This window comes from Flavobacterium collinsii (genome assembly GCF_946903285.1).
In the GTDB taxonomy this organism is placed as follows: domain Bacteria; phylum Bacteroidota; class Bacteroidia; order Flavobacteriales; family Flavobacteriaceae; genus Flavobacterium; species Flavobacterium collinsii.
The window spans coordinates 2,847,471-2,868,588 of sequence record NZ_OX336425.1 but is presented as its reverse complement, the minus strand read 5'-3'; the positions used below and the strand labels follow the sequence as shown (position 1 = coordinate 2,868,588).

Here is a 21,118-nt window from a genome sequence, read left to right as displayed (position 1 = left end):
CGTAAATGAGAATATAGCACATAAATAAGAAAATAGAGTTGTGAGAAAATTAGCATCTCCGAAGTAATTTAGCATCAGAGAATTAGAACTATTAATCTAAAAAACAAAAGTCATGAAAAAGATTTTAAAATTAAGTTTAGTATGTGCAGTGCTTTTTACAGGAATGAGTACGTATGCAATTGACGGAAATGAAGATTTTAATCTTCATGTATTAAAAGCCAACGGAAAGCTGATTACGTTTGCCCTTAACAAAGTGCAAAAAGCTAACCTCGCCATTTATGATAAAGACGGTAGTTTACTTTATTCTGAAAATGCTTCAGGTAAAGATGGAATTTTGAGAACTTTTAATCTGGAAGAACTTCCTGAAGGAACTTACTTCTTAGAGGTTGAGGATAGTATAAAAAAAGTAAGACATGAAATTACAATTACCGATGCTGCCACAGTATTGTCAAGAAAAGCAATTTCATCAAGTTATAAAGCAGGTTTTTCTGCTAAAAAAACAAGCGTAGCGGTACGCTAAAAAAGTTTATACTGAGTCAGTATAAAAGTGAATTTATCTAGTTAGTAAAATAATACGTTTTAAACAGCTCTTTATCGTTATTGAGCTGTTTTTTTATGTCCATTTCCGATCACAAACAACTGATTTCTATAATTTTAGAAAAATATTCTTAATAATTATAAAAAAGGTCGTTTTTACACTATTAAAAAAATAGCAAATAAAAACAACCGTCATCCCAGTAAATACGTATATAGTTCGTATAAAACACAGAAACATCTTTAATTCAGCAATTTAAGTACAGAAAAAAGTAAGTTTTTTGCATAAAATTAAATTTCTATTTGTAGTTTTACACGTTCCAAAAAGAGTAATAAACAATTAAAAAAGACATGACAAATTTAACGAAGGTGGGCTTAGTTGTTGCCGTATTTTTAACAACAATTTTTACGTATGCAATTGATGGAAAAGGGGATTATATTTTGAATATAAAAACCGGAAATGGAAAAGTAGTTAGTTTTACTTTAAACTCCGTTGAGAAATCAGTTTTTACTATCTATGATGAAAACAAAAATTTGGTGTACACAGGAGAAACTGTAGCAAACGAATTAGAGGTTTCAAAAACTTTAAGTTTAGAGGCATATCCTGCCGGAACTTATATTCTGGAAGTAAAAGAAAATGGTAAAGTTGCCAAACATGAAATTACGGTTTCTGCTAAAAAATCAAAAACTGTTAAGATGGACGAATCAGTGAATAAAAGCCCTGCTTTCCGTCGCTAATTGTTTTTTACTTGAAATTGAAAAGCATCAGCGTGGCTGATGCTTTTTTTTTACCTATTCCGATTCACAGATCAGCTTCAAATAAATTAAAACTTTGAGTATTAAAATCACGTTTTTTCGCAAAAGAGTTTAAGCCAACTAGCTCATTTCTACTTCACAATTAATGTGTAATTAATATCCGATGTTTGACTTTTGTAATAAGAAACAGCAATATCTTTAATTGCATTTACTCTTTGTTTTTCTAAACTTACTTCGTCATTGTATTGTTTCATTTGAAAATCCCATTGTTTTTTCTCCTCAGCATTAACTTTTGTTTCAACAGTTTTTGCAATAGTTTGCGACTCTTTAAAACAAGGAGAAGATGGATCAATGTCAGATAAAATATTCAATGCATCAACATAATTGTTTGCTGCGATCGTGTTTCTTGCTAACTGTATTTGCTTAGCACAATTCTTTTTTTGAAAACCTTTGTAGGCTTCAATTGCTTTAACCTGAACTTGACTATAACAGCTCACAGCATCTGGAATTGACATTAGCAGCCCCAAAGCTTCTTCAAACTGCTGTGTTTTTACATATGCATCAGATTTTTTAATAAGATCTGAACATTTTGTTTCATAATATTTAAAAATCTTCGTTTTACTTTCATCAATAAACTTCTTGTAGCCTGGGTCATTTACTGCAATTTTTGTAATTGCATTTGTGATTGCCAATTCTTTACTACTTCCGCTACCTTTGATTGCTTTACTAATTGTTGAGAACAAAATATTGCTATCTACTTGTTTAACGAATAAACTTAATTCAATAGAAACAACAGTTATATTTTGCATTCCGCCTTCAACAACGTTAGTTTCATTAATCGCAAATTTTGGATAAATAACAAAATTATTATTATAACCTGAATCTGATAAGCCAGAAGCTGTCACAATTTGAGAAATTTTTGTGTCTAATTTTGAAAGTTGAGAATCACTTAAGTCCTCCATATATTCAGGAACCACTACCGAAAGAGAAATTTTCCCTATATCTTTACTTGTTTGTGCTTTCGATATCAAGGAAAAAAGTGAAACTATTATTATAAAATAAATGTTTTTCATCTCTATTTATTTAATTGTAATGTAAATTGTACTGCTTTTAATATCCTTTGCCGGTTGCAAGCCTAATCCTTTGAAGAATTTAAAAAGTTCAAGTGCAAATTTGTTTGGATTGTAATTATTGCCTGTTGCCTGATCTTTTAATGGAATCTTTACATCGTCAAGGATCATTTTTAAATCTGTTGTACCTTGAATGTGGTAATTATTCTTAAATGCATTCTTCTCCATCCAAGCTTCAATTTGGTCTGATAACGGAAGTCCGTCAGAACCAATTTCTGAAGTCATATTGTGCTGAGAACCTGCATCAAAACTAATGTCTACAATTACAGATTTACCATTGTTTACAATATCTGTAAATTTGGTCTGCATTACATTTAAGAAATCCTGAATACAACTTTCAACAGCTTTCGAAGCCAATTTGTTGTAATCTTCGGTATAAAATCTTCCGCTTTCACCAACTTTATTGGCCAATGAATTTCCAGTTGAAGCTTCATAACCTGTCAAAATTAATTTAACTGAATTTCCCGAACCCGACTGATCAATTATAACTTCTGCCTGAACATAAACATCAGCTCCGGACATTTGAATAATTTGTGATTTAATATCGGTTTGACTATCAGACGTAAAAACGTGATTATCTTTAGCGGCCTTTAATTTTGCAATAAAATCTACAGTTGTAAATCCTCTGCTATCAAAACCTTCTTTAATTTTTGTTATCGCAATTCTTTTATTTGGATCTTCTTCCAGAACAGTTCGCAAATCTTCTCCTTCTCTTGTGTAAGGAATTACCATTATTTTAGGCTGAACTGTCACAACTTGTCCGCCGCTATTTGTTGCAGCATTTTGACTAAATGCAAAATTTGTAACGCAAAACGTTACAAATAAAACAATGTAATGTATACATTTATATTTCATAAATTTTATTTTAAAATCCAAACTTGCGGATTATGTTGTTTTGTTCAAGGTCAGTTCGCAATGCAACCAGATTCACTTTAACATCTAAAGTTTGACTCTTTACACCACCATTTTGTCTGGCAAAATCTCCCACAGGAATACTCGACATAATGAAAGTTTTATATCTTTTTTGAGTATAAAACTGATCAAAATATTCTTTGTGTTTTTCTATTTCTTCTGATTCATTACTTCCAATTAAAGCACTTTTTTGCTCCGATTCCGGAAGCCCTCTAAAAAGCAATACATTGATCGCATTTTTTTCGGCTTCGCTAATAGCATCTTGCTGCTTTTTGCCACTACCAATTGCTCGCATAGTAATTGTTCCTGCATTTCCTGAAACATAATTAACCTGGGGCGTTGGAAGCTTTTTTTGACCAAAGCTATAATTTACCGAAAGTAAAACCAGAATAATTAAAGCACCTATTCTTTTTTGTAGTAACATACACTGTTATTTTACGATTAGTTTACAAGTTAACTTTTCAGCAGCATTAAATCTTGCTAAAATTTCTTTTCCACCATCAGAAACACTGCATTCAGAAAAATCACTTCCTGCAATTTTTACCACCTTTAGTTCTCCAATTTGCGACGGATAAGGCTTACCATCAATTAATTCGTTTTTTTCAACGATTAATTTATCACCTTCTTTAAATCCAAATTCTTTACCACCTGAAATTAAGACCGTAGCAGCAGCTTCTTTTTTTGTAGCAAGGATTTTACTAATTTTAGTAGTTAATGGAAATGTCTTGATGAAGTACGCACTCAACTTAGGCTCAATAGATTTTAAAGCCTCGTTTACAGCACTTTCCGGTGATAGCATTAACGGACTAACATCAGTTTGAAAGCTTTCAGCTTCTGTTGTTTTTCCAGTCTCTACTTCGTTAACTTTTAGAGTAAAAGCAACACTAGATTTATAGCCATTTACACTACCATCTGTATTTTTCATTGCATACACACTCATTTTTAAAATATTTCCAACAATGATATTTTCAGCTGCTAAAGCTGCATCTTGTTTTGCAGTGTTTTTACTATCAAGAAAAGCTTCTGTTTTTTGTAATTCCAATTCATCTTTTACTCTGTCGTAACTTGTTCTGTCAACAACGGTAAAACGTTTTGAATTAGTAACAACCTGAACTACTTTTTCAGCAACTGCACCCGAATATTTAGAATTTACCTCTGAAGTAAATTCAGCAACGCCTAAAACTGGTTTTACTACTGCCTGTGAATAGCCTGTTAAGCCATTCACAAACAGTAATAAAAGAAAAATTAAATTTCTCATATAATTAATAGTTACCTGATGATTTTAAAGTCGAAATTAAATTATTTACAACTTTTAAGTTTAAGTTTAATTCTGGTAAAACTAAAGCCAATACATCTTTTGAATAACCTAATGATTTTGCACCTTTAGGAGCTTGCATCATTCCGGCACTTTTTAAATCAGATGAAGCTGTTGCAATAGTTGCTGATGCATCAGATACTGTTTTTATTTGTGTCGCAATATTTAATCCCAAAGCACTAAGTTCATCTAAAGTAGGTTTTTTAACAGTTACATCTGCAACACCATCAACAGACTCACCAACTGTTCTTTTGTACATTTCAGGAATTAATACATTAATTTCCTTTGTAGAAGTTAACATTTGTGTTGAATTTGATGCAAGTCCGTCAATACTTGAGATACCTGAAGTTTTAGGTTCAGTCAATTTTTCAAGCTTAGCTTTACGATCTTCTGCATCTTTTGATTTCATCTCTGACTTTAAAACTTCACGTTCTGCTTTTAATTCATCTTTTGTTTTTGCTTGCGCAAGAACACTCTGTTGCATTACTAAAGTTAAACCAAGACACATAACCGCTTTGTAAACCAATTTTGTAAACATATTTTTATTTTTTGTTTTGTTTCCCTACTCTTTAGGATTTTCAGTTACTCCTCGTTTATTTAAGTGGTCTCTCAACTCCACTTTTATTTCTGCTAAAATAAATTTAATCTTTGGGATCATCTTACGGTTTTCCACATTCTGCCCATTTAATTTTAATTTTATTTATACAATCGGAGTTTACTTGGGTATAAAGCAATGTAGAGCCCAGTTTTCTGTCGCAAATTGTTTTACTTAAAGTTAAATTTAAACTCTTTATTAGTTGGTAAACTACCGTCATTCCATTCTAGTTCAATGCACTTTGAAGCATGTTCTTTCGTACCATTAAAGCAATCCAGTAAAATTGCCGAACCACCATCTTTCACAGCTTCTTTCACCATTTTAAAAGTAAACTCAGCTCCGGCAGGATCTTGCCCAACCAAATCAAATACAATATCTTTTGTTTTAGATAACGCCGCATACAAACACAAAAGCCTCCTTGGAGTTCCGGCAAGCGTACTCACTTTTGTTTTACTGGTAATCCATTCAATTTCGAATATTTTTTTTGAAAACGGATCTTTCAGATTTGCATTTTTTCTCAAATATTCTCCAACAGTTGTAGGGTAAAAACGACTCCTAAAATTTGATTCTTTAAAATGCTCAACAAAGGTCATCTTTCTATGCAAAGTCACATTTTCATTTTTTGTGGTGCCGCAAAAAATATCTTTAAGAAACATCTCTGTCTCATAAAAACATCCTCCATTAAAAAGAAACAAAAGAATTTCTTCTCCTTCGTGTAAAACAAAAGGTGGCACATAATAAGTATCTGTTTTAATTCCTTTATTTTCTAATACAATTTTCATTATAACTTCAAAATTTACTTTCCCTTGAAAATTAAAAAAGCATCAACCGATGCTTTTTTCTAATTGATTACTTTTTTTTATCTCGTAATTCCTTCCCTATTTGAACTAATTTCCAAAATACAGCAGCCTCTTGTGGTATGGGATTTTTTAGTTCAGTTATTTTTAAATCTTTTTTATAAAATGACGAATGCAAAATAGCATAACTCAAATCTAAAACATCAATTGCTGTGAAGCTTTGTTTAAACTCAGGTCGTAATTCCTGACTGTGCGCGAAACAAACATTTCCGGTTTCTTTCTCATCAATAAACATCAAGCCACAACAATTGGCAATAAATTGAAATATTTCGGAATTTAATACAATACGATTACTATCTGATTTTTGAAAAAGCATCCCCAATGTAAAATAGCTTTGACTACTCTCTAACGAAGTTTTTAAAATAAGTTCTTGCAGCTCAGCAATAACAGAATTTCCCAATCTATTTTCTTCAATACAGAAATCATTTATTTTACTTAAATAGTCTTCAATTCTCATACTGCCGTTCCCTAAATCTGTATAAAGTTAGTTTTCTTTTAGCGCAACTAAAATAATTACAATTCTTAAACGTTTTTACATCCATAAGAAATTATTTACCAGACAAGTATTTACTATTGTTTTCGACTCTAATTTTATCGATAAAATCAAAAAAAGATCGCCAAAACACATCTTATACTACTGATTTAGATATATTTGCAAAAAACACAATCAGCTAACATTAAATAAATCCTTTGCTTTTAAATTGTTCAAAAAAAATAAAAAAAATATTAAGTCCCCATTTAAATCCATTTTCATGAAAGAAAAACTAGCTATTGTAATGCTACTGACTCTTTTTTCAATTCGCGTTTCTGCTCAGGATGAAAAGTTTTATCAAACCAATAAGGTAAGCGACAAATACGTTTATGTTGATGTGATGAAAACCTACGAAAGGGTTGCCGCAAAAGGCTACAAATCTGTAGATTTATTTCAAAAATTAGGAAACTCCTCTTATGCCAAGTGCAATATGGACAAAGCCGCCAAATGGTACCGCGAGCTTTTTGCCCTTACCACCGATTTAGAACCCGAATATTACTACCGCTATGCAGAATCACTGCGATCGATTTCTCTATATCAAGAAGCCGACGCTCTTATTGAAAAATTAAAAACAAAAGTTCCTGTAAAAAAGAAAGCTTAACTCACTAAAATAACCACAATATTATCATTCCGGCGAAGGAGACTCAAGTGATAACGAATAGGTGAAGCAAATCACACTCGCTCCCCGCTAGCGCGAGCGTCCCGCTCGTGCGCATCGACTTAATTTTAATTTGTTTTATAAACTTTGGGTTCACGAGCGGGACGCTCGCGCTAGCGGGGGGAAAGTTCTAACGCCAAAATCTCGCAAAGGCGCTAAGTCGCAAAGTTTTTACACAATCTTGTCATTTCGACGTAAGGAGAAATCTTCGCAAGTAGCTCCGTAACGAAAGTTCAATCTTTGTCGAGCTTCTCGTGAGGATTTCTCCTTTTAGTCGAGATAGCAAACTGGGGAAGATAAACTTTGAGTTCAAAAACGGGACGCTAACACTAGCGAGGGAGATATAATCATAATACTTTCATCTCTAAAAAAATAATACGATTTTCTTTTTTGCTATTCCAAAACGGTATAAACATAGCCCGTGGTTTCAACCACGGGAACGTAATATTGTCTTGCTCGTATTGTGTACCCGTGGTTGAAACCACGGGCTATGTTTGACAATTGGATTTTTATTGTTTTTGCTAGCGCGAGCGTCCCGCTCGTGTGCATCGACTTAATTTTAATTTGTTTTATAAACTTTGAGCTCACGAGCGGGACGTTCGCGCTAGCAGGGTGATGACTTTAATATTTGATTTTTACGTCAAAATAGAAAAGCATCAGCCGCAGCTAATGCTTTTTATCAATATCTTCAGACGAATACTACTTCCCTTTTAGCAGTTTTTCTAAATATTCGATCTTGTCTTTTTCGGCCTGAAGCAAGCGCTCGTAAAGTTTTTTATTTTCTTCTATCGCTTCCATTAATTTGTCTAATGGATTGAAAGTGCAATGATTATTATTCCCAAAATGGCTATGACTTACAGCTTCATTAAAACTATTAAAATAATTAATTGCAGCTTCTTCCGAAAAATTCTTAATAGCTTCAACTGTTACACCCAATGCTTTTGCCACTTCGATAAGTCTTTCTTCTTCTATGGTTTCACTATTCTCAATAGCAGATATAGTTTGCTGGCTTATTCCTAAAGCCTGTGCTAAAGCTTCCTGTTTCATATCACGAAGTTCACGAATACGGCTTATTTTTCGCCCTATATGATTTGGTTTTGTTAGTGTGCTCATAATTCAAAGATAATAATTAAGTGTGAAAAACCTCAACTGGTAAAAAACTTATTCATACAGTACATTACCCGTCAAAACGGTTTGGTACGATACAATCTATTTCTTTCTTCGCCAGACCAAACAAAAGTAAGATTTTTCTTTTAATTAAAAATCATAAACTGATTCACAAAATACAAACTAAAAAAACATACCATCATGGAAAACGATCCATTTAAAAATACAGAACAGCTTAAAAAATTAACTGCACGCTATTTCAACACTTTAAAAGCCTCCAATGACGAACCAAAAGTCAACATTGCTGAGCTCAAAATTCTAAATTATTTCGAACTGGGCTGTATTGTAAGTGATATGATTAAATTATGCATTCTGGCACTCGATCATGATATGCATAATGTTCCCGAAAAGAAGGACCAATCTATAAATGTAGGACTCATTTTAGAAACTGTTCTACAACTGTTTCCTTTGGATGAATGTGAGTTTTTGAGTTATGTTGGTGAGACTGCTAATAGGGAATGAATACTATTTGGAGATGCAAAGGTGAAAGTTCTAACGCCAAAATCTCGCAAAGGCGCTAAGCCGCAAAGTTTTTACGCAATCTTGTCATTTCGACGTAAGGAGAAATCTTCGCAAGTAGCTCCTCAACAGTGCGTGCTCAGCGTACGAAGATTTCTCCTTTCAAACTGGGAAAAATAAACTTTGAGTTCAAGAACAGGACGCTAACACTAGCGGGGGAGATATAATCATAATACTTTCATCTCTAAAAAATAATACGATTTTCTTTTTTTGCTATTCCAAAACGGTATAAACATAGCCCGTGGTTTCAACCACGGGAACGTAATATTGTCTTGCTCGTATTGTGCACCCGTGGTTGAAACCACGGGCTATGTTTGACAATTGGATTTTTATTGTTTTTGCTAGCGCGAGCGTTCCGCTCGTGCGCATCGACTTAATTTTAATTTGTTTTATAAACTTTGGGTTCACGAGCGGGACGCTCGCGCTAGCAGGGGACCGCAAATTTGTATACACGAGCGGGACACTCACGCTAGTAGTGGGATCTTTAATAATTTAATTTTAGGTATTTCTACTTAGTTAACTTATTAAAATCTTTCTACATTTGAAAGATACAGCATCGGGATTAAATAGATAAAATATAACGCATTTTTTTAAATTAAAATTTACTATGACAGTTCAAGAATTTATAGCCCAATATAGAAATCATCCTATTCTTTTCGTTGGCACAGGAATTAGCCTGAGGTATTTGAAAAATTCATTTACGTGGGATGGTTTATTAAGTAAGATTGCATTTGAGTTAACTGAAAATTCCGAATATTATTTTGATGTTAAAGGACAATGTTATGAGAATGATAAATTTGATTATCTCAAAATAGCAACAATAATTGAAACCAAGTTTAATTTAGCTTTGCAAGATGATAGAAATGGAAAATTTAAGCATATTAATGATATTTATTATGAAAACATGCAAAAGGGAATTAATATAAGTAGATTCAAAATCTATATCTCTGAATTATTCTCTACTATTGATTTTAAAGAAGATATGATTGAGGAGCTTAAAGATTTGAAAAAAATCAGAAAAAATGTTGGTTCAATTATAACAACAAATTATGATGGTTTAATTGAAAATATTTTTGAGTTTACAAAACTTATTGGAAATAACATACTTTTGAGTAATCCTTATGGTTCTGTCTATAAAATACACGGATGTTATGAAGACCCTCAAAAAATTATAATTACTGAAAACGATTATCAAATATTTGATAATAAATTTGAATTAATTAGAGCTCAATTATTATCATTATTTATTCATAATCCTATTATTTTTCTTGGTTATAGTGTCGGTGATGATAATATTAAAAAGATTTTAAAAACTATATTTTCCTATGTAGAACCAAATTCTGAATTAGCAACAAAAATTAAAAATAATTTCTTGTTAGTTGAATATGGAAAAGGAATTAATAACGAAGTAATAAGTGAACATGATATTGTTCTAGATGGAGTGCTTACAATAAGAATAAACAAAATTAGAACAGACAATTTTTCTTCTATTTATAATGGCATTTCTAATTTAAATCTCCCTGTAACAGCACTTGATATAAGAAAAGTTCAAAACATTGTTAAAGAAATCTATGCTGGAGGAGATATTAAAGTAAGTATAACTGAGGACTTAGATACATTAAAAAATGGTGATAAAATATTAGCCATTGGATCACAAAAAACAATTAGCTATCATTTCGAAACTGGTCCAGAATTACTTGCAAATTACTTTAAAGTTATCGATGAATCAAATTCACAAATTTTAAAGTTAATTGACAAATACAAAATTCAAAGCAAACAATATTTTGCAATTTTTGGGTTTTCAAAAATCAATACAGGAATAGAATCTTCTCCAAAATTAAAGAAACAGCAAGAGAATAATATTATTACTTGCATCAAACAAATTTCTGCTCAATGTCAAACCGAACATAAAACAATTGAGAGTGTTATCATAGATGAGCATATTTCTCCCTCAAATAAAATGAATTGTGTGTTATGGAATACATTTTATGATAATATTCCTCTTGACGAAGTTGAATTATATCTAAGAGAAAATCCATCTACTACATCCACAGAATATAGAAAATTACTAAGTATTTATGATTTAAAAAAATACAAAGATTAGATTATAAAAAAAATTAACACCCCCCAAAAAAACCGCGACCAATTTCACGATTTGATAATATAGCATTAAAAATAGAAAGAAATTTAAAACTTCCAATATTTTCGAACGCTTCAATTTACACTACAAAAAAACCTCCCATTTCTGAGAGGTTTTTCATAAAATAAAATCGAAAAGATTTTACATATTCCTTCTATACTGCCCGCCCACTTCAAACAATGCCGAAGTAATCTGACCCAAAGAACAAACCTTAGTCGCTTCCATTAAATGAGCGAATAAGTTTTCGTTTTTAATGGCGGCTTCTTGTAGTTTACTTAGATGCTCGTTTACTTTTGCTTCGTGGAACTGGTGTAAGTTATCGAGCATCGTAATTTGATATTGTTTTTCTTCTTCGGTGGCGCGAATTACTTCTGCCGGAATTACCGTTGGAGATCCTTTTGAACTTAAGAAGGTATTTACCCCCACAATTGGGAAATCTCCGTTGTGTTTCAGGGTTTCGTAATACAAACTTTCTTCCTGGATTTTAGATCTTTGGTACATCGTTTCCATAGCTCCCAAAACTCCACCACGCTCTGTAATGCGGTCGAATTCCTGTAAAACGGCAGCTTCTACCAAATCGGTTAATTCTTCGATGATAAACGATCCCTGGATTGGGTTTTCGTTTTTCGCCAGACCTAATTCTTTATTGATAATCAACTGAATCGCCATTGCTCTACGAACAGACTCTTCGGTTGGTGTTGTAATCGCTTCATCATAAGCATTGGTGTGCAATGAATTACAGTTGTCGTAAATCGCATACAAAGCCTGCAATGTCGTTCTGATATCGTTGAAATCAATTTCCTGTGCGTGTAATGAACGTCCGGAAGTTTGAATATGATACTTTAGCATTTGCGCTCTTTCGTTGGCTCCGTATTTGTTTTTCATGGCTTTTGCCCAAATTTTACGTGCCACACGTCCAATTACTGAATACTCAGGATCTACTCCATTCGAAAAGAAGAACGATAAGTTTGGTCCAAAATCGTTGATGTTCATACCACGGCTTAAGTAATATTCCACGTAAGTGAAACCATTCGAAAGCGTAAAGGCCAACTGTGTAATTGGGTTCGCTCCTGCCTCGGCAATATGATATCCTGAAATCGAAACGGAGTAAAAATTACGAACGTTTTGTGTAATAAAATATTCCTGAACGTCACCCATCAATCGCAAAGCAAATTCGGTAGAGAAAATACAGGTGTTTTGTGCCTGATCTTCTTTTAAGATATCCGCCTGAACCGTACCACGAACTTGTGATAAGGTTTTTACTTTGATATCGTTATACACTTCCAAAGGTAGAACCTGATCTCCGGTAACCCCCAAAAGCATTAATCCCAAACCGTTGTTTCCTTCCGGTAAATCACCTTGGTATTTCGGACGTTCTGTTCCTTTTTCCTTGTATATTTTGTTGATTTTAGCTTCAACTTCTTTTTCTAAATCATTGGCTTTGATGTAATATTCGCACTGCTGATCAATCGCTGCGTTCATAAAAAAGCCTAATAACATTGGTGCTGGTCCGTTGATGGTCATACTCACCGAAGTTAAAGCATGAACCAAATCGAAACCTGAATACAGTTTTTTAGCATCGTCAAGACAGCAGATTGAAACTCCGGCATTACCTATTTTTCCATAAATATCAGGACGAATATCCGGATCGTTTCCGTATAAAGTCACACTATCAAAAGCAGTTGAAAGTCGTTTTGCCGGTAATCCTGCACTCACATAATGAAAACGCTTGTTGGTTCTTTCCGGCCCTCCCTCTCCTGCAAACATTCTTGACGGATCTTCACCTTCACGCTTGAACGGATACAATCCTGACGCAAACGGAAATTCTCCCGGAACGTTTTCTTGTAAATTCCAACGTAATACATCACCCCAGGCTTCATACTTTGGCAAAGCAATTTTTGGAATTTGCAAATGCGACAAGCTTTCTGAATGTGTAGCGATTTTAATTTCTTTATCACGTACTTTAAAGCTGTACACCGGATTTTTATATTTGGCTACTTTTTCGTCCCAATTCAAAATAATTTCCCAGTTGTATGGATCTAAATCCATTTTTACCTTATCAAACTGATTGAGTAACAGGTTTAAAAAGATTCTGTTTTCGTCATGTGCTTCCGTAGCGCTTGGCAAAACAGTCGAATCATCGATTCCGGCTTTATTAATTTGCGGAACTTTACCTGAAACGGTTTCTATGGTTTTAAAGATTCCGTATAATTTTTGTGCTACTTTTTGTTGCAAAAGAGCACTTTCGTCATAAGATCGGTTGTTCTCTGCAATTTCTGATAAATAACGGGTTCTGTGTGGCGGAATCACGAAGATTTTCTCACTCATTTCCTTCGTAATCTGAAAAGTAGATTTCAGCTCAGATTGGGTTTTCTCTACAATCTTGTCCATGATCGCTTTATAAAGCGTGTTCATTCCCGGATCGTTAAACTGAGAAGCGATGGTTCCGAAAACCGGCATTTCATCCGGATTTTTATCCCATAAATTATGATTGCGCTGGTATTGTTTTTTAACGTCACGAATGGCGTCAAGAGCACCTCTTTTATCAAACTTGTTCAAAGCGACCAAATCGGCAAAATCAAGCATGTCGATTTTCTCCAATTGTGTTGCTGCTCCAAACTCTGGTGTCATTACATATAAGGACACATCAGAATGGTCCATAATCTCGGTATCTGATTGTCCGATTCCTGAAGTTTCAAGAATGATCAAATCGTATTTTGCTGCTTTTAAAACCTGAATGGCCTCAGCAACATATTTAGACAATGCCAAATTAGACTGACGTGTCGCCAGCGAACGCATATACACACGAGGATTGTTGATGGCATTCATACGGATTCTGTCTCCCAATAATGCTCCTCCTGTTTTTCTTTTTGACGGATCGACAGAAATCAATCCGATTGTTTTCTCAGGAAAATCAATTAAAAAGCGACGAACCAGTTCATCTACCAAAGAAGATTTTCCGGCTCCACCTGTTCCGGTAATTCCAAGAACCGGAATTTTAGAATCGGTATTGCTTTCGTGAATCTGATCAAAAACAGGTTTTGCGATTTCAGGAAAGTTTTCTGCTGCCGAAATCAAACGTGCAATTGCTGTTGGAATTTTATTTTCGATATGATCGATTTCTCCGTTTAATTGATCTCCAATTGGATAATCGGAACGTTGCACCAAATCATTAATCATTCCTTGTAAACCTAAAGAACGACCATCATCAGGAGAATAAATTCTCGTGATACCATACTCGTGTAATTCTGAAATTTCGCTTGGAAGGATTACTCCGCCTCCGCCTCCAAAAATTTTAATGTGTCCTGCTCCTTTTTCTTTCAGCAAGTCATACATGTATTTAAAATATTCATTATGTCCTCCCTGATACGATGTCATCGCAATCGCATTGGCGTCTTCCTGAATAGCAGTATTTACCACTTCCTCGACACTACGGTCGTGCCCAAGGTGAATGACCTCAACTCCGGTTGACTGAATAATACGACGCATAATGTTTATCGCTGCATCATGTCCGTCAAAAAGAGACGCTGCGGTTACAATTCTTACTTTATTTTTAGGAATATATGGTATTTGTTGTTCCATTTTATGAATATGATAATTTTAAGGGAGCAATTTACAAAATATTACAACATTTGATCATGCTAATATCTTTTTGTTAACAAAAAAAAGAATCTTTTTTCTTTTAGAGGGGTAACAATTTGAATACTAAGTTGATTTATCTTATATAAGTCTTATAAAAAGGTTAACAACATGGAAATCTTGAAATATTCAAACAAAATACAAGAACCTGTAAATCAACATTGTAAAGTAATTTAGTAGTATAGAAAAACCCCAAATTTTTACCTAAAACTACCTACAAAAGTAACACCGTAAAAATTTAAAAAATGAAAACATTATATCCACTCAGCCTAATTATAGTTCTAAGTTTTTTTGTTTCGTCTTTTGCCAAAACTGATCATAAGAACGTTTTTTATAAAAAAACTTCAACTGTCGCGCCCGTTTACAAGAATTCAGGTTCTGATAATGTAAACGAAATTTCAAATGACTTCTTTAAAAGATATTCTGATTTGAAAAAATATAAGTCTGACGTCATGTCATTATACAAAAACAGAACTCCGGGAACTATTTGGTTTGATGAAGATGCCATCAATGAGTTTGGTTCTGCATTATATCAAAAAACTAAAAAAACGAATGATTTGGTTGTTCCTTATCAAAAAGAAATCGATGCTCTTTTTTCTTCTTCAGCAACAAAGCTGTCTAAAACAGATGCGGATATGCTTTTGAGTTCTCTATATATTGCTTACGCCAAAAAAAGTAATGCAGATGCCGGAAAAAAAATGTCGTATGATGCTATGCTGAAAGATTTTTTAAATTACAGTACGATCGAAGAAGCCACTACTTCGACCACTGAAAATATTAAAGTAACCTATGATCAATATTATAAACTACAGGACGTTCTGAAAAAATATAAAAAACTAGACCGTTCTAATAAATGGAAGCCTATTGTTCCGGAAGAAACACCTTATAAAGATTTACGTCCGGATGCTGTTTCAAATACTATCGCCCAAGTCCGAACCCGTTTATACTTATTGGGAGATTTAAAAAAGGATTCTAAAAGTAACGTTTACGACCGTGAATTAATGGATGCGGTAATGAAATATAAAGTTCGTAACGGTTTCAAACCTAACTATATTTTAGCAGAAGAACATATTAAAGAAATGAATGTTACTCTTGCTGATAAAATGGAGACCCTAAAACTTAACATGGAGAGATGTCGCATTATTTCGGATCAAATGGCCGGTTGCGATGAGTATGTTTTAGTCAACGTTCCCTCATATGAATTGATTTATGTAAAAAATGGGAAGGTGCAACTGTCTTCGAGTGTCTTTGTTGGAGCACCATTAACAAAAACAACCATTTTTAATGGCGAAATTGAGAAAATCGTTTTTAGCCCTTACTGGACCGTTCCGCAAAGTATTGTAAACAATGAGTTGAAAAGTAAAATCGCTGAGGATAAAAATTATCTTGCCAAACATAATATGGAAATAGTAAATGGTCAGGTAAGACAAAAACCGGGTCCTGAAAACTCATTAGGATTAGTAAAATTTATGTTCCCGAACCCTGATGACATCTATATGCATGATACTCCATCTAAAACTTTATTCGATTTTGAAAAAAGAACGTTCAGCCATGGTTGTATAAACATAAAAATGGCTAAAGAATTAGCTGCTGCCATGCTTAAAGATTATCCTGAATGGACTCCCGATAAAATAGATAAAGCTATGGCGGGTAAAACAGAAAACAGTTTTAAACTAACTAAAAAAGTACCTATTTATATTACATATTTTACTTCGCTAGTCAATGAAAATGGAGAAATTGGTTTCTTTCAGGATGTTTATGAGCGAGATGGTGAATTAAACAAAACGGTTTCTCCTCAGACGGGAGTAGTATCTAAATAAAATTTAACCAATTAGCTAGTTCTCTTCATCAAAAGATCTGTAATTGAAGCTGTAATTTTTAATAGGGTAATTTTAGATTTGAATTTAGAGTTTGGAAGAATAATAGTATCTTTAATCATTCAAACTCAAATCTAAAATTACCCTTTTTATGGAAGACGATTATACTGAAGTTAGAAAAAGCTGGTGGGACAGAAACTGGAAATGGTTTGTACCAACAGGATGTTTGAGCCTTTTAGTCCTTTTTGGTTTGTTTCTTACCGGACTTTTCTTTGGAATAACTTCTATGCTCAAAGAATCTGATTCTTATAAAGCTGCCATGAACGAAGCACAGCATAACACCATAGTACTGGAGAAATTGGGCAGCCCAATTGAAGATAACGGAATTGCCTCAGGCAGTGTTAATTCAACTAATAGCATAGAACATTGCAACTTACAAATTCCAATACGAGGTTCAAAAAGCAGAGGAACTTTATTTGTGGTGGGTACCAAAAACGGAACCTGGAAATACGATGAAATGAGTCTTTATGTTGAAGACACTAAAGAAAAAATTGATTTGCTAAAAAAATAAAATACGATCTACACTATACTTTTATCCCAATTTTACCCCATTAAATGTAAATATCAAAAAATTGATTTAACACATAGAAACATAGAATTTAGGTGTAAAAGAGAATGAAAAAAGAAATACATTTCTTTCACATAGCAGGTTATATGTATTTAAATGAAGTGAAACGCCTTTTTTGCGGACGGAATACCTATGTCACTATGTGTTAAAATGAATTACACTTAACAGATATGAGTTACCAAGTTGTTTCAAAATAATCCCTAAGTAATAAATCTATAATTCTTTTAAAATAAAATTACACTCCAAACCAACCAGATTCAATACTAATTCTAAGATCCATCTGTGTAAACAACTGATGGAATACTGTTTATTTCGCACGGTTTTTTTCCTTTAAAAACATTCTTTTTAGTAGTTTGCTTCACGTCCATATTCCTATATTTGGGCAAAAATAAACCTATGAAAAAAATTACAATGTTCTTGCTGCTAGCCCTAATCAGCGGTACTTCTTATGCTCAAAAAGCAGACACTAACAAGAAAAAAGTTAAAATTACCATCCCAAAATCAGACTCTTTTAAAAACATTAAAACATATAACATTATCATTCAAGGAGATGACACCTGGAATGCAACATATGCCAAGAAGAATTCAAAAACTTATGAGAATAATGTTACTAAAAATACAATTGAAGATTACACTAAAAAAGATACAACCAATCCCGACGTTCGCGTTTTAATGGGGTACAAAGGAGCTACTTATAAAAGAGCCGATAATGGTACTTACCTTTTAGATGGAGATTTCAAATATTTAGTTTTAGGAAAAAACAATGAAATCTTATATGAAAAAGGTACAAATTCCAGAATGTATTCTGGTACTTATGTTAACGGAAAACCAAATCAAAGCTTAGCCAGCGATTTGAATAATATAGGATATAAATACCTTAGTGACAATAACATTCTTATTACTGAAAAAGAATTTACTTTAAACTACGGTTTATTTGAAAAAGCGGAGGAGTTTAGCGAACTTGTTGAGTTCAACACTAAAACAGATGAATTTTTAAACAAAATTGCGGCCAATTCTTTAGACCAATCCTACCTTTCAGAATTAGAAAAATTCTATTTGAGTTATGTTGGTAAAGAATACAAAAAATTAAAGCCGAAAGATTACAACAAAGTAATTTACCTGAACTTAGCCTTGACACAAATGTTTCTGTTAAACTTTGATAAATCTTTAGAATATCTTGAAACAGCGAAACAAGGTGCCGGTATGATTAGTTTATGGCCAGGCGAAGCTCAAGCAAATATTACAAGTTTAATGACGGTTAACCAAAAAAACTTAACTGCTAAAGTTGAAAACCCAACATTTGATTCGGCTTACTTTATCTATATCAACGGAAGCGTGTCTCAAAATGATAAAAAACTGACAGGAAAATTAAAAACCGATCGTTTTGCCAATCGTGCAGAGGGAAGTATTATGGATTCTAATGATCCAACTGCCGCAAAAGTTTGGGCTTACAAAGATAATGGAGAAGTTGATTTTGTAGTAGTTAATGATAAAACAACAATCACTACTGATAAAGGTCTTGAGTTAAAATTCATTTCGTATGATAAGAGTTTTATTTTGGTCGAAAAAACTGGAGATTCATGCTTTAAAAAATACGAATCCAACTCAAATGATGTTTACTGTGAGAAAGACGGTAAATTTGTAATCCAAAAATAAAAATACATAGTACTACGAAGTACAAAAAATTAAAAGAGGTTCAATTTTAGCAATTGAGCCTCTTTTGCATTTATACCACCTACTCCTATTACTCAAAAAAGGTACTAAGGTCCTGAGTTACTAAGAGGAAGAGGCTTTAGTAAAATAGAATAATAATTCTATCTGATTTATTCATCAGAAACCGGTTGGGTGCAATTAACAAAAAGATGATTTAACACATAGAAACATAGAATTTAAGTGTAAAAAGAGACCCAAAAAGAAATACATTTCTTTCACATAAGAGGCTATATCTATTTAAATGAAGTAAAACGCCTTTTTTATAGATACCGAATCTATGTTACTATGTGTTAAAAGCAATTACACCCAACGGGTTATCAGAAACAAAAAACAGTAAAAACTTAGTCCCTCAGAACCTCAGCACCTTAGAACCTCCCAAAGAACATTGTTAAGGATGCAACAAATTGTTTAACCTCCTGAAATAAAATTGTGGCTTTATTTTTGAATAAGTAGTATTTTTGAAACTTATAAAACTCATTTAATGAAAAAGATTTTAATTCTATCACTTGCCCTTACATTTTCTTTTAGTTCTTATGCTCAGGTACAAAAAACCTTAGATCAATTATCACAATTGTCGTCAAAAATTAAAGGCAACAGTGGTATCGATATCGCTTCGGGATTAAAAGAAGCCTTAAACAAAGGAATTACGCAGCAAGTAAGCAAATTAACCGCTGAGGATGGTTTTTATAAAAATGAAGCTGTAAAAATCTTAATGCCGGAAGAATTACAAAGGGTTGATGCTACCTTGCGAAGAATCGGATTATCATCTCTTGCCGATGAAGGTATCAAAGTACTCAATCGCGCTGCCGAAGATGCCGTTAAAGAAGCAACTCCAATATTTGTTTCCGCAGTTAAAAACATGTCTTTTGCTGATGCCAAAAACATTTTACTGGGCAGCGAAAACGCCGCAACCAGCTATTTACAAAACAGTACTACAACTGCTTTATACGGAAAATTCAATCCGGTAATCAAAACTTCTTTTGAAAAAGTAGGTGCCGATGTAGTCTGGACAAACATAATCAAGAAATACAACACCATCCCTTTAGTGCGAAAAGTAAACCCTGATTTGACTGATTATACAACGAATCAGGCTTTGGCAGGTGTTTTTAAAATGATTGCTGTCGAAGAAAAAGACATCCGTACCAATATCAATGCGAGAACATCTCCTTTATTGAAAAAAGTATTCGCCATGCAGGACAAAAAATAATTTTTATTGTTAAACTGTTTATTTGTTAACCAATAACCAAATGCAAAAAATAACCATTCTAATTCACTGTAAAGACCAAAAAGGAATTATCGCCGCAGTGACGACTTTTATTGCTAAAGTAGAAGGAAATATTACTTATATCGATCAGCATGTTGATATAGAACAAAATGTGTTTTTTATGCGATTAGAATGTGAACTCACCAATCATTATGTGAGCCCTGAATCGATAAAAGAAGATTTTGCAAAAACTATAGCAGCTGATTTTGATATGTCCTGGGATTTGTACAATCAGGAACAGAAACCCAAAATGGCATTGTTTGTTTCAAAATACGATCACTGTTTGTTTGACATCCTTGGCCGTTACAGTGCAGGCGAATTAAATATAGAAATACCTCTCATCATTAGCAATCATAATGATTTGCGATCGATTGCAGAACGATTTGATATTCCGTTTCACTGCGTGCCTTTTACAAAAGACAATAAAGAAGAAGGGGAAGCCAAACAAATTGAACTTTTAAAAAAGTATCAGATTAATTTTATTGTATTGGCGCGTTACATGCAAATCATTACTCCAAAACTGATTTCACTTTACGAGAATAAAATCATTAATATTCATCATTCGTTTTTGCCGGCCTTTCCCGGGGCAAAACCATATCATTCGGCTTTTAAACGAGGTGTCAAAATTATTGGGGCAACTAGCCATTACGTAACAGAACAACTGGATGAAGGACCAATTATCGAACAGGATATCTCCAGAGTTTCACACATTCACTCCGTTGAAGATTTTATCATGAAAGGACGCGATTTAGAACGCATCGTTTTAGCCCGAGCGATAAAACTTCATGCCGAACGTAAAACAATGGTTTACAGCAACAAAACGATTGTTTTTTCTTAGATACAGAGGGGTAAAGGTTCAAAGGAACAAAGTTTTTCCCTCACTAAAATAAACAAACCCTACAGGTTTTAAAAAACTGTAGGGTTTACCTTTTTAAATATACG

The 21,118-nt window shown here is 33.3% G+C and carries 19 protein-coding genes; 10 read left to right on the top strand and 9 right to left on the bottom strand.

The features are described from left to right. Positions 1 to 112 precede the first annotated feature (112 nt). Positions 113 to 520, top strand: coding sequence for a secretion protein (locus OGZ34_RS11855; RefSeq protein WP_173967953.1), 408 nt, complete (start codon positions 113 to 115; stop codon positions 518 to 520). Between the two features lie 365 nt (positions 521 to 885). Continuing rightward, entirely contained in the window at positions 886 to 1,272 is a 387-nt protein-coding gene (locus tag OGZ34_RS11850) for a secretion protein (RefSeq protein ID WP_173967952.1), read from the top strand. A 149-nt stretch (positions 1,273 to 1,421) separates the two neighbouring features. Here the strand turns inward: OGZ34_RS11850 and OGZ34_RS11845 are convergent, their stop codons facing one another. From OGZ34_RS11845 to OGZ34_RS11815, 7 genes are all read right to left on the bottom strand, one after another. Beyond that, a complete protein-coding gene (locus OGZ34_RS11845; protein WP_263360317.1) occupies positions 1,422 to 2,363 on the bottom strand; it encodes a hypothetical protein in 942 nt (313 codons plus the stop codon). Positions 2,364 to 2,369: 6 nt separating this feature from the next. After that, positions 2,370 to 3,275 (bottom strand): DUF6175 family protein, encoded by a 906-nt coding sequence (locus OGZ34_RS11840; protein WP_263360316.1) that lies wholly within the window; start codon positions 3,273 to 3,275, stop codon positions 2,370 to 2,372. Positions 3,276 to 3,285: 10 nt separating this feature from the next. Next, complete coding sequence (locus OGZ34_RS11835) at positions 3,286 to 3,756, bottom strand: hypothetical protein (protein WP_263360315.1); 471 nt, start codon at positions 3,754 to 3,756, stop codon at positions 3,286 to 3,288. Between the two features lie 6 nt (positions 3,757 to 3,762). After that, a complete protein-coding gene (locus OGZ34_RS11830) occupies positions 3,763 to 4,590 on the bottom strand; it encodes a hypothetical protein (protein ID WP_263360314.1) in 828 nt (275 codons plus the stop codon). 4 nt (positions 4,591 to 4,594) lie between these two features. After that, complete coding sequence (locus OGZ34_RS11825; RefSeq protein WP_173967948.1) at positions 4,595 to 5,185, bottom strand: hypothetical protein; 591 nt, start codon at positions 5,183 to 5,185, stop codon at positions 4,595 to 4,597. A 227-nt stretch (positions 5,186 to 5,412) separates the two neighbouring features. Then, positions 5,413 to 6,024 carry a hypothetical protein gene (locus tag OGZ34_RS11820; RefSeq protein WP_263360313.1) on the bottom strand — a complete coding sequence of 204 codons (612 nt, stop codon included), beginning with the start codon at positions 6,022 to 6,024 and terminating at the stop codon, positions 5,413 to 5,415. A gap of 67 nt (positions 6,025 to 6,091) precedes the next feature. After that, a complete protein-coding gene (locus OGZ34_RS11815; RefSeq protein WP_263360312.1) occupies positions 6,092 to 6,556 on the bottom strand; it encodes a type ISP restriction/modification enzyme in 465 nt (154 codons plus the stop codon). 295 nt (positions 6,557 to 6,851) lie between these two features. Here OGZ34_RS11815 and OGZ34_RS11810 point away from each other — a divergent pair, with 295 nt between their 5' ends. Beyond that, positions 6,852 to 7,232 carry a flagellar motor protein MotB gene (locus OGZ34_RS11810; RefSeq protein WP_173967945.1) on the top strand — a complete coding sequence of 127 codons (381 nt, stop codon included), beginning with the start codon at positions 6,852 to 6,854 and terminating at the stop codon, positions 7,230 to 7,232. 756 nt (positions 7,233 to 7,988) lie between these two features. Here OGZ34_RS11810 and OGZ34_RS11805 read toward each other — a convergent pair. After that, the gene (locus OGZ34_RS11805) at positions 7,989 to 8,402 is read right to left on the bottom strand and encodes a helix-turn-helix domain-containing protein (RefSeq protein ID WP_263360311.1); all 414 of its coding nucleotides are present in this window, start codon (positions 8,400 to 8,402) and stop codon (positions 7,989 to 7,991) included. Between the two features lie 195 nt (positions 8,403 to 8,597). Between OGZ34_RS11805 and OGZ34_RS11800 the strand changes: the two genes are divergently transcribed. Beyond that, positions 8,598 to 8,918, top strand: coding sequence for a hypothetical protein (locus tag OGZ34_RS11800; protein WP_263360310.1), 321 nt, complete (start codon positions 8,598 to 8,600; stop codon positions 8,916 to 8,918). 664 nt (positions 8,919 to 9,582) lie between these two features. Further along, positions 9,583 to 11,079 carry an SIR2 family protein gene (locus tag OGZ34_RS11795; protein ID WP_263360309.1) on the top strand — a complete coding sequence of 499 codons (1,497 nt, stop codon included), beginning with the start codon at positions 9,583 to 9,585 and terminating at the stop codon, positions 11,077 to 11,079. A gap of 177 nt (positions 11,080 to 11,256) precedes the next feature. Here the strand turns inward: OGZ34_RS11795 and OGZ34_RS11790 are convergent, their stop codons facing one another. Beyond that, positions 11,257 to 14,697 carry a methylmalonyl-CoA mutase family protein gene (locus tag OGZ34_RS11790; RefSeq protein WP_263360308.1) on the bottom strand — a complete coding sequence of 1,147 codons (3,441 nt, stop codon included), beginning with the start codon at positions 14,695 to 14,697 and terminating at the stop codon, positions 11,257 to 11,259. 302 nt (positions 14,698 to 14,999) lie between these two features. On the opposite strand from OGZ34_RS11790, the gene OGZ34_RS11785 reads away from it, so the two are divergent. The 5 genes from OGZ34_RS11785 to purU all read left to right on the top strand — a co-directional run bounded on the left by OGZ34_RS11785 (position 15,000) and on the right by purU (position 21,014). After that, a complete protein-coding gene (locus tag OGZ34_RS11785) occupies positions 15,000 to 16,574 on the top strand; it encodes a L,D-transpeptidase family protein (protein ID WP_263360307.1) in 1,575 nt (524 codons plus the stop codon). A gap of 148 nt (positions 16,575 to 16,722) precedes the next feature. After that, positions 16,723 to 17,142: a cytochrome c oxidase assembly factor Coa1 family protein gene (locus OGZ34_RS11780; RefSeq protein WP_173967941.1), complete on the top strand. Its 420-nt coding sequence runs from the start codon at positions 16,723 to 16,725 to the stop codon at positions 17,140 to 17,142. A gap of 453 nt (positions 17,143 to 17,595) precedes the next feature. Next, positions 17,596 to 18,855, top strand: coding sequence for a hypothetical protein (locus OGZ34_RS11775; RefSeq protein WP_263360306.1), 1,260 nt, complete (start codon positions 17,596 to 17,598; stop codon positions 18,853 to 18,855). 538 nt (positions 18,856 to 19,393) lie between these two features. Beyond that, positions 19,394 to 20,119, top strand: a complete 726-nt coding sequence (locus OGZ34_RS11770) for a DUF4197 domain-containing protein (protein ID WP_263360305.1) — start codon at positions 19,394 to 19,396, stop codon at positions 20,117 to 20,119. A gap of 40 nt (positions 20,120 to 20,159) precedes the next feature. Beyond that, entirely contained in the window at positions 20,160 to 21,014 is an 855-nt protein-coding gene (gene purU / locus OGZ34_RS11765) for a formyltetrahydrofolate deformylase (protein WP_173967938.1), read from the top strand. The last annotated feature ends 104 nt before the right edge of the window (positions 21,015 to 21,118 follow it).